Raw genomic sequence first — 12,009 nt, forward strand, 5'->3', positions numbered from 1 at the left:
CCTGCCCGGGGAACCCCCTCGGGCCGGGCACATCCTGCTCGACTCACGACCACTGTCCATAACGGACGGTCTACGCGAACTGCTCACCACCGCGGACGTCGAACCGTCCGTGGTGTTCTGGGCGACGGCGGCGAAGGCCGCACTGCGGCTGGTCGCCGCGGGACGGCTGCTGCCGGGCGTCACCGACGCCGGGCACGACGCCTGGCGCGTCGGACCGCTCGAACCGGCGGAAGCCGCGTGGCTGCGGGACCTCGCTGCCGCGATGCCGGTGGACGACCGGGCGCCGGGTCCGCTGCTGCGGGCGTTCCTCGACGCCGTCGCCGACACCCTGCCCCGCACTCCCGCCGCGGCGAAGGCGGCCGGGACGAAGTTGTTCGCCGCGGTCGCGCCCCAGCGGGCCGACGCCGTCCGCGACTGGGCGGACGAACTGGCCGCGGGCCTCGACTCCGGCATCCGCGTGTCGCTGCGGGTCGAGGCACCCGACGGGTTCGACGCCGTCCGCTACCGGGCCGTCGTCCAGGTCCGCAGCCTCGCCGACCCCGGGCAGGTCGCGGACGCCGCGGAGCTGTGGGAGACCGGCCGGTTCGGCCCGCGCGCCCGCATCGACGTCGTGCTGGCGTTGCGGCGGGGCGCGCAGGTGTGGCCGGCGCTGAGCCCGCTGCTCACCTCGGCCGTCCCGGACGAGCTGGCGCTCGCCGGCGACGACCTGACCGAGCTGGTCACCGCCGCCGCCCCACGGCTGACGGCGACCGGGATCGACGTGCACTGGCCCGCCGAGCTGGCCGGTTCACTGAGCGCCCGTGCGGTGGTCGTCGCCGGGGACACCCCGGGTGACCTGCCGTCGTTCTTCGGCGGCGGCCGGGCGCTGGCGTTCGACTGGCAGCTCGCCCTCGGCGGCGAGGTGCTGACCGAGGCGGAGCTGGACGCGCTCGCCGAGGCACGGCGTCCGGTGGTGCGGCTGCGGGACCGCTGGGTGCTCGTCGACCCGGCGCTCGCGGCGAAGGCCCGCGAGCGGACGCTCAAGCCGCTGACCCCGGTGGACGCGCTCGGCGCCGTGCTGACCGGCACCACCGAGGTCGACGGCGAACCCGTCGAGGTCGTCACCGAGGGCTGGCTGGCCGACCTGCGGGAACGGCTGTCCGCGCCGCCGGAACCGCAGGTGCCGCCGTCCGGGCTGGCCGCGTCGCTGCGGGACTACCAGCTGCGGGGGCTGCAGTGGCTGGCGACGGTCACGGAGCTGGGGCTCGGCGGGTGTCTCGCCGACGACATGGGGCTCGGCAAGACCGTCACGCTCATCGCGCTGCACCTGCACCGGGCGGCCGGGCCGACCTTGGTGGTGTGCCCGGCTTCCCTGCTGGGCAACTGGGAACGCGAGATCCGGCGGTTCGCCCCCGGTGTGCCGGTCCGGCGGTTCCACGGCTCAGCCCGGTCCCTCGATAACGTCGACGGGTTCGTCCTGACGACCTACGGCACGCTGCGCACCGATCCCGCGCCGCTGGCCGACGTCCGGTGGGGGCTGCTGGTCGCCGACGAGGCCCAGCACGTCAAGAACCACCGCTCCAGCACGGCGAAGGCGTTGCGGCTGGTGCCGGCGTCGGCGCGGGTGGCGCTGACCGGCACGCCGGTGGAGAACACGCTCTCGGAGCTGTGGGCGATCCTCGACTGGACGACCCCGGGGCTGCTGGGGTCGCTGACCGAGTTCCGGGCGCGCTGGGCGAAGCCGATCGAGGCGGGTGACCCGGCGACGGCGGAACGGCTGGCCCGGCTGCTGCGGCCGTTCCTGCTGCGGCGGCGCAAGTCCGACCCGGGCATCGCGCCGGAGCTGCCGGCCAAGACCGAGACGGACCGGCCGGTGGCGCTCAGCCCGGAGCAGGTGGCGCTGTACGAGGCGGTGGTGCGGGAGATGATGGCCGACATCGCCGCGAGCGACGGGATGGCGCGGCGCGGCCGGATCGTGAAGCTGCTGACCGCGTTGAAGCAGATCTGCAACCACCCGGCCCAGTACCTCAAGGAGCCGGGCGGCCGGTCCGGGAAGCTGGAGCTGCTCGACGAGCTGCTGGACACGATCCTCGCCGAGGGTGGCGCGGTGCTGGTGTTCACCCAGTACGTCGCGATGGCCCGGTTGCTGGAGCGGCACTTGGCCGAGCGTGGGATCGGCACGCAGCTGCTGCACGGTGGCACGCCGGTCCCGCGCCGGGAAGAGCTGGTGCAGCGGTTCCAGGACGGCGCGGTGCCGGTGTTCCTGCTGTCGCTCAAGGCGGCGGGTACCGGGCTGAACCTGACGCGCGCCGACCACGTCGTGCACTTCGACCGCTGGTGGAACCCGGCCGTCGAAGACCAGGCGACCGACCGGGCGTACCGGATCGGGCAGACCCGCCCGGTGCAGGTGCACCGGCTCGTCGCCGAAGGCACGATCGAGGACCGGATCGCGGCGATGCTGCGGGAGAAGCGGGCTCTGGCCGACGCGGTGCTGGCCGGGGGCGAGGCGGCGCTGACCGAACTGTCCGACACCGAGCTCGCGGAGCTCGTCGAGCTGAGGAGCCGCGGATGAGCGACGACCGTGTGCGGGGCTTCCCCGCGTTCGGGGCGACCGGGACGCGCGGGCGGTTCGCGACGTCGTGGTGGGGCCGGGCGTGGGTGAGCGCGATGGAGGACACCGCGCTGGACCTGCGGCAGCTCAAGCAGGGCCGCCGGTACGCCGCGGCCGGGCTGGTCGGGCCGATCACGGTGAGCCCGGGCCGGATCGCGGCAGTGGTCGATGACGTGGACGGTGGCCCGTACCGCACCCAGCTCACGCTGGCGGAACTGTCCGAAGAGGACTGGGTGCGGTTCCTCGACCGGGTCGCCTCGCGAGCCGGGCACCTGGCGGCGCTGCTGGACCGGGACATGCCACCGGACCTGGTGGCGGCGGCCGACGACGCCGGCGTCCACCTGCTGCCGGTGATCGGCGACCTGGACCCGGAGTGCGACTGCCCGGGCTGGGAGCTGCCGTGCAAGCACGCCGCGGCGCTGTCGTTCCAGGCGTCGTGGCTGCTGGACGCGGACCCGTTCGTGCTGCTGCTGATGCGCGGCCGGGGCGAGCGCGAGATCCGGGAGGAGCTGGAGAGCCGGACCGCGCCACCGCCGGACTTCTCCGCCGACGTCGACCGGACGCCGGGGGAGCTGCCCGACCTGGCGGAGTTCCGGCCGTCCGGCGCGCCGTCGATCCCGGCCGCGCCGGGGGTGCCCGCCGAGGCGTTCGCGCTGCTGGTGGCCAACGCTTCGGCGCAGGCCGGCTCGGTGCTGGCCGGGGATCCGTGGCCGGGCCGCCGGCAGGACACGGTCCGGTTGGCCGCGCGGTTCCCGTCCGCGCCGCTGGGCGACGGCCTGGAGTTCGACCGGGCGGTCGCGGCGTGGTCGCACGGTGGCCGCGCCGGGCTCGACGTCCTCGACACGACGTGGACACCGCCGAAGCCGGTGGTGGCGGCCGCGCGGGCCGCCCTCGCCGACGTCGAGCCGGTGTTCGAACGCAACCACTGCACGCTCGGCGAGACGCAGCTGCGCCTGGACCACCAGGGCCGATGGCACCCGTACCGGCTCGAAGACGGCGTGTGGTGGCCGGCCGGAGCTCCCGAGACCGACCCGGGTCTGCTGCTGGGCTGAAATTCCCGGTATCCAGCGCGGACCTCGCTGTCTCCTGTCCCGTGACGGCGGGTTCCGCCGGGCCACTGGGGGTGCGGGGGCCCGGGGGCCCGCCCCGGGGCCCCCCCCGGGCGTTTGTGGGGGCCCCGGGCGAGCGGGCGCGGGCTGGGCCACACCGCCCCTATGCCACGCGACCCACCCGCCGCGCGGGGAAGCCGGGGCGCGCCCCGCGCCGGCCGGGGGGGGGGGGGGGGGCCCCCCGGGGGGGGGGGGGGGCGGCCGCCCCCCCCCCCCCCCCCCCCCCCCCCGCCCGGTCCTTTTGTCGGTGCCCGGCGCTAGCGTGCGCGGCATGGACCTCTCCGCCGATCTGCACCGCTACCTCCAGGCGTCGCGGGAAAGCCTGCTCGCGACGCTCGACGGGTTGAGCGAGTACGACGTCCGCCGCCCGATGACGCCGACGGCGACCAACCTGCTGGGCCTGGTCAAGCACCTCGCCGGGATCGAGTTCGGGTACCTCGGCGACTGCGTCGGCAGGCCGGCGCCCGTGACGCTGCCGTGGGTCGAGGACGAGTCGGTCTGGGACAGCGCGGACATGTGGGCCACGGCCGAGCAGACCCGTGCGGAACTGGTCACCCTCTACCGCCGGGCGTGGCAGCACTCCGACGAATCGATCGCCGAGCTTCCCCTGGACGCGCCGGCCTCGGTCGAGTGGTGGCCGGAGGAGCGCCGGCAGACGACGTTCGGCTCGCTGCTGGTGCGCGTCGTCGACGAGACCGCGCACCACGCCGGGCACGCGGACATCCTCCGGGAGCTGATCGACGGCCGCCCGGGCGGCGACCACGACTCCGCCGGGGACGCAGGCTGGTGGACCCGGCACCTGGACCGCGTCCAGCAGGCCGCCGACCGGCATCGGGAAGCGGGACCGGTCCCCGGGGGATCTTCATAGGGTTCGTGGCACCACGAACCGAGGAGGATCCATGGGGGACCGGTCCGGAACGATCGTCCTGGTGCTCGTCCTGGTGCTGGTGTTCGCGGTCCCGGCCGTGATCACCGTGTTCAAGGGCAAGTACGGTTTGGTCCTGCTCGGGCTCCTGTTCCACCCGTGCTGGTGGTTCGGCGCGATCCGGCTCGCGAAGCCGGACTCCTTCTGGGCCGGGTACTTCTACGACCTGCGGAAGCTGCAGCGCGCCCAGGCCCGGTACGCGCCGCGGCAACCTGCCCCTAGCCCACCGGCGTGACCGCGTAGTCCTTGACCGGCATCGAGTCGTGCATCCGCACGCCGCCGGTGTTGAGCTTCGCGATCGCCCGGGTCACCCCCGCAGGCAGCGCCGAGATCAGCTGCCCGCCGCGCGCCAACGCCCAGACTCCGGCGCGGGAACCCGGGATCAGGCTCCGGGCCGCACCCAGCGCGAAGGCGCGGCTCTTCCGCACCAGATCACCCATCTCCTGTTCGTAGGCGGCGAACGCGCGGGAGTGGTCGCCGCCCGCCGCCGCCAGTTCTCCGGCGAGGACGTACGCGCCGAGGACCGCGAGGCTGGTGCTGCCGCCGACGGCCGGGCCCGGGCAGTACCCGGCGTCGCCGACCAGGGTGACGCGGTCCTTCGACCAGGTGTCGCGCTGCAGCTGCGTGATCGAGTCGAAGTAGAAGGTGCGCTCGCCGTCCAGCTCGGCCAGCCAGCCGTCGACCTGCGGATGCATCCCGGAGAACGCTTCCCGGAGCAGCTGCTTCTGCCGGAAGGTGTCGCGGTGGTGGTAGTCGAGCGGCTCGTCGCGGCGGAAGAGGAACACCGCGCGGGCGTCGTCCATGTGCCGGGCGCTGTAGATCGCCGCGGTGCGCCCGGCACCGAGGTGGGCGACGGTCCGGCCGTCGAGGCCGAGGGTGTCGGGCAGGGACAGGACCGCGAGGTAGGCGCCGATGAACCGGGTCTGCCCGGCTTCCTCGCCGAAGGTCAGGCGGCGGACGTTCGAGTGCAGCCCGTCGGCCCCGACGACGACGTCGAACTTCCGCGGCGCGGCGTGCTCGAAGGTCACCGAACCGTCGGGGGAGACGGCCGTGATCGAGTCGCCGAACAGGTACTCGACGTCGTCGCGGCCGGCTTCGTAGTAGATCTCGCTGAGGTCGTCGCGCATGATCTCGACGTGCCGGTCCGAGGTGGCCTGGAAGATCTTCGACAGGTCGACCCGCGTCGGCCGCCGGGTGCCTTCCCGGTGCAGCGTCATCCGGGTGGTACCGGTGGCGAGCGCCTCGACCTGCGGCAGCACGCCCATCCGTTCGGTGATGTCCATGGCCGGGCGGAAGAGGTCGACGGCGTGGCCGCCGGTCTTGCGCAGCGCCGGCGCGCGCTCGACGACGGTGACGTCGAAGCCGTACTTGGTGAGCCAGTAAGCCAGCACCGGACCCGCGATGCTGGCGCCCTGGACGAGTATCCGCATGAGTACCTCCCTGACTTAACGGTAGGTAAGTTGTACCACGAGTCCTTACCTATCGTTAAGTCAGTTATGCTGTGACGGTGCCGAAACCCTCCGACACCAAGCAGCGCATCCTGGCCACCGCACGCGACCTGTTCACACAGCAGGGCGTCCAGCGCACCAGCCTCCAGGACATCGCCGACCGCCTCGGCATCACCAAGCCCGCGCTCTACTACCACTTCCAGTCGCGCGAAGACCTGGTGCGCAGCATCGTCCAGCCGCTGCTCGACGACGGCGAGAAGTTCCTGGTCGAGCAGGAGGCCCGCGGCGACGCACCCGTCCGGGAGCTGATCGAGGGCTTCTTCGACTTCAACTACCGGCACCGCGAAGACGTCATCATGCTGCTCACCGAGACGCCGACCCTGGCCGACCTCGGGCTCATCGACAAGGCCCTCTCCTGGCGCACCCGGCTCACCGAGCTGATCTCCGGCCCCGAACCCACGCTCGAGCAGGCCGCCCGCGCGATCCTCGCCCTCGGCGGCCTGCAGGACGTCTGCATGCAGTTCCCCGACGCCCCCGTCGACGAACTGAGGGCCGCGGCGACCGCGGCGGCCCTCGACGCCCTCGGCCACTAGCGCACCGCGGCGCGCTCACCCGCCGAAACCCCGCCGGCGGTTCCGCACGAGCGGCGCATGGCGGGCCGTGGACAACTAGCCCCTGTCGTCAGCCGAAAGACGCTGCGGCGCACCCGCCAGGGTTCCATGCGGAGCGCATGGCAGGCCGCCCGTCAACGAGCACCCTGCCTGCAGTCAGAAGACAGGGCGCACTTTGCCGGGTGCTCGCCCGCCGAGGGTTCCACGTCGAGCCGCCGTCAACGAGCGCCCGCCGCCAGCCGGAAGATGCCGCTAGCGCACCGCGGCGCGCTCGATGATCGCGCCCGTGTCGACGCCCGCCGGCAGGGTGCCGAAGGCGATGCCCCAGTCGCCGCCGAAGCGGGACGCGCAGAAGGCGTCCGCGACCGCCGGGTGGCCGTGGCGCACCAGCAGCGAACCCTGCAGCACCAGGGCCAGCGACTCGACCAGCCGCCGCGCGCGGTACTCGATGCCGTCCAGGTCGGTCAGCTCCTTGCGGACCCGGTCGACCGCGTCGTCCAGCCGCGCGTCGCCGCCGGCCGCCAGCTCGACCTCCTCGAAGAACGCCGCCACCGACTCCGGCTGCCGGCCCATGGCGCGCAGCGCGTCCAGCGCCGCGACGTTGCCCGAGCCCTCCCAGATCGACGTCAGCGGCGCCTCGCGGTAGAGCCGCGGCATCCCGGACTCCTCGACGTACCCGTTGCCACCGAAGCACTCCAGCGCCTCCGCCGCGTGCGACGGCGCCCGCTTGCACACCCAGTACTTCGTCACCGCCAGCCCGAGCCGCCGGAACGCCTGCTCCTGCGGGTCGCCGGGCCGGTCGCCCGCGGCCGCGAGCCGCATCGCCACCGTCGTCGCCGCTTCGGACTCCAGCACCAGGTCGGCCAGCACGTTCGCCATCAGCGGCTGGTCGACCAGCGCCTTGCCGAAGGCGTACCGGTGGGTGGCGTGGTGCACCGCGCGCACCGCACCCAGCCGCATTCCCGACGCGCTGCCGAGCGCGCAGTCCAGCCGAGTGTTGTTGACCATCTCGATGATCGTGCGGACCCCGCGGCCCTCCTCGCCGACCAGCCAACCGACCGCGTTGTCGTACTCGACCTCCGACGACGCGTTGGACCGGTTGCCCAGCTTGTCCTTCAGCCGCTGCAGCCGGATCGGGTTGAGCGAGCCGTCCGGCAGGACGCGGGGGAGCAGGAAGCACGAGAGCCCGCCCGGCGCCTGCGCCAGGGTGAGGAACATGTCCGACATCGGCGCGGAGGTGAACCACTTGTGCCCGACCAGGGTGTAGCTGCCGTCGGCCGACGGGGTCGCCGTCGTGGTGTTCGCGCGGACGTCCGAGCCGCCCTGCTTCTCCGTCATCGACATGCCCGCGATCAGCCCGCGCTTGGTGGTCGGCTCGCGCAGGCCGAAGTCGTACTCGGTCGCCGCCAGCAGCGGCTCGTACCGCGCCGCCAGCTCCGGGTTCGCCCGCAGCGCCGGGATCGCGGCGTAGGTCATCGAGATGGGGCAGCTGTGCCCGGCCTCGGCCTGACCCCAGACGTAGAACTTCGCCGCGCGCGCCGCGTGGACGCCCTCACGCGAGTCACGCCAGGGCGTCCCGTGCAGCCCGTGCTCCACCGCGACCGTCATCAGGTCGTGCCAGTGCGGGTGGAACTCCACCTCGTCGATCCGGTGGCCGTACCGGTCGTGCGTGTGCAGCACCGGCTCGTTCTCGTTGACCAGCCGGCCCCAGTCCTGCACCAGCTCGGTGCCGGCGAGGCGGCCCAGCTCGTGCACTTCGGCCGCGGCCCACCCGGCACCGGCCCGTTCGAGTCCGTCGAGCAGCGCCGGGTCGTCGGCGACGTCGTGGCCGTTCAGCGGCGGGACCTGGTTGACGACCTCATGCGTGGCGGGCATCGGAACCTCCTAGAGCGCGAATGACGAACGTGCGCAGCGCGGCGACGTCCTGTTCGTTTCCACTGGTCAACGGGCCGATCAGGACCTCGGCGGCGGCCCCGACCAGCGCGGCGGCGGTGAGCCGGCCGTCCTGCGGCGGCAACGAGCCGTCGCGGACGCCGGACGCGACGTGCTCGGCGACGACGTCGGTGAACGCGCGGCGGAACTCGAGCCGTTCGGCGTCGATGAGGGCGTCGACCGGCTCGGCCAGCAGGGCGTAGGCCTGCCGAGGTGCCTTGAGCGCCCGCTGGGCGAACGTCTCGAACACGGCCAGGACCCGCTCGGCGGGATCCCCGAGCCCCGCCGACGCCGCCCGGACCGCCTCGACCTCCCGCGTCACGACCTGCCGGAACACGTGCACGACCAGCTCGGCCTTGGTGGGGAAGTGGCGGTACACACTGCCGACGGCCACCCCGGCCCGGTCGGCGACCGCGGCGACGGAGCACCCGCCGTAACCGTGCTCGGCCAGTTGCTGGGTCGCGGCGGCGACGATCGTCTCGCGCTGCGCGTCGAGGCGTTCCTGCACCTTCGGGGTGCGGCGGTAGGGCACGTCAAGAAGTGAAGCACTGATTCATTGCTTCAGTCAACGCTCCAGGAGCCGCTTCGCGCCCCGTACCTCGTCCTCGACGTCGGCCCGCAGCTTCCGCCGCAGGATCGGCTCGAGCAGCCGGCGCAGGGGAGCGGCGAACCCGAACGCGATCCGCCGCGTCACCCGGATCCCGCCGTCCACCGGCACGCAGGAGAAGGACGCCTCGAACGTCGACACCCGGCGCGCCAGCCGGTTCTCAGGCCGATCGGGGAGTCGGACGTCGACCCGCTCGCCGGGGGTCAGCGTCATCCGCGACACGATCTTCGGGCCCGGTCCCAGCCCGGGCAGCGCCGAGCGGAACCGGAACTCGGTGACGTCCCCCTCGCTGCGGACCCAGTCGATCCGGCCCAGCTTGCGGTCGACCTCCGCGTACCGCCGCGGGTCCATGACCAGCGCGAGAAAGGCCTCCGGCGAGCACGACACGAACTCTTCCACGGTCACTTCAACCATAGAAAGAGAGTAGTTTCTCACTATGGCTCGAACAACCCCCGGTGTCACCCGCCGCCGCATCCTCGACGAGGCCGTCCACCTCTTCGCCACCCGCGGCTACGACACGACCTCCGTCGCCGACATCCAGACCGCCTGCGGCCTCAACCCCGGCTCCGGCGCGCTCTACAAGCACTTCCCGTCGAAGGCCGCGCTCCTCGAAGCCGCCGTCCACGACAACCTCGAACGCCTCACCGCCCGCACCGCCGAAACCGCCGACGCGCAGCTCCCGGACGACCCCCGCGAAGCCCTGCGCGTGCTCGCCGACGTCGTCTGGGCCTTCATGGCCGCCGACCGCGACCTCATCCGCCTGATGATCCGCGAGTTCACCGGCTTCCCCGAGCTGTTCGAGCGCATGTGGCAGGGCGTCGTCGCCACGGTCTACACCCGCGGCACCGCCTGGATCACCACCCTGCGGGACCAGGGGCGAGCCGACGTCACCGACCCCGAAGCCACCGCCGCCGTGCTCGTCGCGGCCCTGACCTACTACCCGATCCTCGACGTCCTCATCGGACACACCCCCGGCGACCTCGAACCCGGCCGCTTCCTCGCCGCCTGGACCGACCACGCCGTCGCGGCCCTCAACCTGCGGTACTGAGGAACCGTTCCGCGGCCGCGGGGGAGCGCAGCTCCACGACGTCCACATCGGACGCCGCCAGTGCGCGCCGCAGCCCGGGCAGCGACCGCCGCCGGTAGCCCAGCACCCACCACCAGAAATCCGCCCGCTCCCGGCCCCGCCGCACCGCCCGCCACCCACACCGCACCAGCGAGAAGTTCAGCAGCACCACCGTGTCCGCCGCACCGAGCCGGACCTCCAGCACGTCGTACGGCCCCAGGTCGCCGTCCAGCACCCACCGCGGACCCGCCACCAGCTCCCGCTGCCGCGCCACCCACTCCGCCCGCGACAACCCCGCGAGCCCGGCCGCCCAGAACACCGCGTCCAGCTCCACCACCGGCGCCCCGATCACCACACCGAGCCGCCGCGCGAACACCGACTTCCCGGCCCCACCACGCCCCAGCACCAGTACCCGATCCACCCCGCCATCATTTCCCGGTGATGACGCCCACCGCGATACCCAGGATCGCCGTGTTGTAGACGAACGACAGCACGCTGTGCGTCAGCACCGTGTACCGGATCGGCCGCGCCCGGACCTCCACATCGGACGTCGCGAACGACGTCCCCACCGTGAACGCGAAATACGCGAAGTCCAGCAGGTTCGGCCGCTCGGTCGCCGGGAACCGCAACCCCGGCCCGGGAGCAGCCTGGTAGTGCAGGTGCGCATAACGGTCCGCGTACCCGAAGTGCAGCAGGATCCACGCCGCCAGCACCGCCGGCACCCCGCTGATCTGCAGCACGGACGCCATCTCGTCGTCCTCTTCGGCGATCGTGTTCGCCACCAGGATCAGCCCACCCGCCGTCATCCCGACCACGCTCACCACCAGCGTCGCCGCGAAATTCCACCGGCGCCCCAGAAGACTGTGCAGCCACGACGGCTCGGCCTCGTCCGCCACCAGCCGGTACCGCCGGATCCGCACCCACCGCGCCACGATCGCCACCAGCGCGAACACGTCCCACGCCAGCAGGAAAACCACGTCCAGCCCGGTGTTCGGCGCGATCAGCCACCCCAGGCCCAGCAGCACCAGCAGGAACTCCGCACCCTGGATCCAGACCCTCCGCAGACGCCGCATCGCGCGAAGCTAGCGGCCCCGCGCGCCGACGGCACCCGGGATCACCTGGTCAGGTGGCCCGGGGGACCAGCGCCACCAGGTACCGGCAGGGGAGCGACCCCGGGTTCGCGAACACCCGGTCCCGCGCGGACCCCAGCACCAGGCAGTCCCCGACGTCCAGCTCGTGCACCTCGGCACCCTCACGCATCCGCAGCCGCCCGTCCAGCACCCAGATCTGCTGGTGCAGGAACGTGCTCGCCAGCAACGGCACCTCCGCACCCGCCGGCAGCTCGATCTCCACCAGCTCCAACGGCCGCCCGGACGCGGGGGAGAGCGACCGCCGCCGGTACCCGCTGTCCGGATCCACCCACACCGGCTGCTCCGCCGCCCGCACCACCCGCCGCTCGTCACCCTCGGCGCGCGCGATCAGCTCCGACAACGTCAGCCCCAGCGCGGACGACAGCTTCGCCAGCAACGCGGCCGTCGGCTGGACGTCACCCCGTTCGATTTTCCCGATCATCGCCCGGGACACCCCGGAATTCTCGGCCAAGGCGGCGGAGGAGAGGCCTCGCGACGTCCGCGCGGCGTGCACGGTCGCCGCCAGGCGAACGGTTAAGGGATCAGTCATGGGGTTGATACTATACGACTATCTATGGCTACCATATGAGC

At 73.0% G+C, this 12,009-nt stretch carries 13 protein-coding genes; 6 read left to right on the forward strand and 7 right to left on the reverse strand.

All coding sequences use genetic code 11. The annotated features are described in order from the left end of the window. The first annotated feature begins 34 nt into the window (after positions 1-34). The 4 genes from ACIOD2_RS04395 to ACIOD2_RS04410 all read left to right on the forward strand — a co-directional run bounded on the left by ACIOD2_RS04395 (position 35) and on the right by ACIOD2_RS04410 (position 4,859). Positions 35-2,551 (forward strand): DEAD/DEAH box helicase, encoded by a 2,517-nt coding sequence (locus ACIOD2_RS04395; RefSeq protein ID WP_400535400.1) that lies wholly within the window; start codon positions 35-37, stop codon positions 2,549-2,551. Then, positions 2,548-3,642: an SWIM zinc finger family protein gene (locus tag ACIOD2_RS04400; protein WP_400534277.1), complete on the forward strand. Its 1,095-nt coding sequence runs from the start codon at positions 2,548-2,550 to the stop codon at positions 3,640-3,642. The genes ACIOD2_RS04395 and ACIOD2_RS04400 overlap by 4 nt, the downstream gene beginning before the upstream one ends. A gap of 328 nt (positions 3,643-3,970) precedes the next feature. Then, a complete protein-coding gene (locus tag ACIOD2_RS04405; RefSeq protein ID WP_400534280.1) occupies positions 3,971-4,567 on the forward strand; it encodes a DinB family protein in 597 nt (198 codons plus the stop codon). Between the two features lie 31 nt (positions 4,568-4,598). Further along, positions 4,599-4,859, forward strand: a complete 261-nt coding sequence (locus ACIOD2_RS04410; RefSeq protein ID WP_400534283.1) for a hypothetical protein — start codon at positions 4,599-4,601, stop codon at positions 4,857-4,859. On the opposite strand, the gene ACIOD2_RS04415 is transcribed toward ACIOD2_RS04410, so the two are convergent. Further along, positions 4,843-6,054 (reverse strand): FAD-dependent monooxygenase, encoded by a 1,212-nt coding sequence (locus ACIOD2_RS04415; RefSeq protein WP_400534285.1) that lies wholly within the window; start codon positions 6,052-6,054, stop codon positions 4,843-4,845. The genes ACIOD2_RS04410 and ACIOD2_RS04415 overlap by 17 nt on opposite strands. A gap of 77 nt (positions 6,055-6,131) precedes the next feature. Here ACIOD2_RS04415 and ACIOD2_RS04420 point away from each other — a divergent pair, with 77 nt between their 5' ends. Then, positions 6,132-6,665, forward strand: a complete 534-nt coding sequence (locus ACIOD2_RS04420) for a TetR/AcrR family transcriptional regulator (protein ID WP_400534288.1) — start codon at positions 6,132-6,134, stop codon at positions 6,663-6,665. A 270-nt stretch (positions 6,666-6,935) separates the two neighbouring features. Here the strand turns inward: ACIOD2_RS04420 and ACIOD2_RS04425 are convergent, their stop codons facing one another. Genes ACIOD2_RS04425 through ACIOD2_RS04435 form a run of 3 tightly spaced genes read right to left on the reverse strand, consistent with a single transcriptional unit; the run spans position 6,936 to position 9,636 of the window. Further along, positions 6,936-8,558, reverse strand: coding sequence for an acyl-CoA dehydrogenase family protein (locus ACIOD2_RS04425; RefSeq protein WP_400534291.1), 1,623 nt, complete (start codon positions 8,556-8,558; stop codon positions 6,936-6,938). Further along, positions 8,542-9,147: a TetR/AcrR family transcriptional regulator gene (locus tag ACIOD2_RS04430; protein WP_400534294.1), complete on the reverse strand. Its 606-nt coding sequence runs from the start codon at positions 9,145-9,147 to the stop codon at positions 8,542-8,544. Before ACIOD2_RS04430 ends, ACIOD2_RS04425 begins: the two co-directional genes overlap by 17 nt. 33 nt (positions 9,148-9,180) lie before the next feature. Continuing rightward, a complete protein-coding gene (locus ACIOD2_RS04435; protein WP_400534297.1) occupies positions 9,181-9,636 on the reverse strand; it encodes an SRPBCC family protein in 456 nt (151 codons plus the stop codon). A 22-nt stretch (positions 9,637-9,658) separates the two neighbouring features. Between ACIOD2_RS04435 and ACIOD2_RS04440 the strand changes: the two genes are divergently transcribed. Further along, positions 9,659-10,270, forward strand: coding sequence for a TetR/AcrR family transcriptional regulator (locus tag ACIOD2_RS04440; protein ID WP_400534300.1), 612 nt, complete (start codon positions 9,659-9,661; stop codon positions 10,268-10,270). Here the strand turns inward: ACIOD2_RS04440 and ACIOD2_RS04445 are convergent. The 3 genes from ACIOD2_RS04445 to ACIOD2_RS04455 are packed head-to-tail and all read right to left on the reverse strand — an operon-like array spanning position 10,254 to position 11,968. Continuing rightward, on the reverse strand, positions 10,254-10,709 hold the full coding sequence (locus ACIOD2_RS04445; protein ID WP_400534303.1) for a DNA topology modulation protein FlaR: 456 nt from the start codon (positions 10,707-10,709) through the stop codon (positions 10,254-10,256). The two genes, ACIOD2_RS04440 and ACIOD2_RS04445, sit on opposite strands and share 17 nt — an antisense overlap. 7 nt (positions 10,710-10,716) lie before the next feature. Beyond that, positions 10,717-11,361, reverse strand: a complete 645-nt coding sequence (locus ACIOD2_RS04450; protein WP_400534305.1) for a DUF1345 domain-containing protein — start codon at positions 11,359-11,361, stop codon at positions 10,717-10,719. A gap of 49 nt (positions 11,362-11,410) precedes the next feature. Beyond that, complete coding sequence (locus ACIOD2_RS04455; protein ID WP_400534308.1) at positions 11,411-11,968, reverse strand: helix-turn-helix domain-containing protein; 558 nt, start codon at positions 11,966-11,968, stop codon at positions 11,411-11,413. Between the last annotated feature and the right edge of the window lie 41 nt (positions 11,969-12,009).

The organism is Amycolatopsis sp. NPDC088138, assembly GCF_044741685.1.
Lineage (GTDB): Bacteria > Actinomycetota > Actinomycetes > Mycobacteriales > Pseudonocardiaceae > Amycolatopsis.

What these genes read in the sequence shown, in the direction of transcription:
- ACIOD2_RS04400 (WP_400534277.1), top strand. Translation starts at nt 2,548, where the DNA reads ATGAGCGACGACCGTGTGCGGGGCTTCCCCGCGTTCGGGGCGACCGGG.
- ACIOD2_RS04405 (WP_400534280.1), top strand. Translation starts at nt 3,971, where the DNA reads ATGGACCTCTCCGCCGATCTGCACCGCTACCTCCAGGCGTCGCGGGAA.
- ACIOD2_RS04410 (WP_400534283.1), top strand. Translation starts at nt 4,599, where the DNA reads ATGGGGGACCGGTCCGGAACGATCGTCCTGGTGCTCGTCCTGGTGCTG.
- ACIOD2_RS04415 (WP_400534285.1), bottom strand. Translation starts at nt 6,054, where the DNA reads ATGCGGATACTCGTCCAGGGCGCCAGCATCGCGGGTCCGGTGCTGGCT.
- ACIOD2_RS04425 (WP_400534291.1), bottom strand. Translation starts at nt 8,558, where the DNA reads ATGCCCGCCACGCATGAGGTCGTCAACCAGGTCCCGCCGCTGAACGGC.
- ACIOD2_RS04435 (WP_400534297.1), bottom strand. Translation starts at nt 9,636, where the DNA reads ATGGTTGAAGTGACCGTGGAAGAGTTCGTGTCGTGCTCGCCGGAGGCC.
- ACIOD2_RS04440 (WP_400534300.1), top strand. Translation starts at nt 9,659, where the DNA reads ATGGCTCGAACAACCCCCGGTGTCACCCGCCGCCGCATCCTCGACGAG.
- ACIOD2_RS04450 (WP_400534305.1), bottom strand. Translation starts at nt 11,361, where the DNA reads ATGCGGCGTCTGCGGAGGGTCTGGATCCAGGGTGCGGAGTTCCTGCTG.
- ACIOD2_RS04455 (WP_400534308.1), bottom strand. Translation starts at nt 11,968, where the DNA reads ATGACTGATCCCTTAACCGTTCGCCTGGCGGCGACCGTGCACGCCGCG.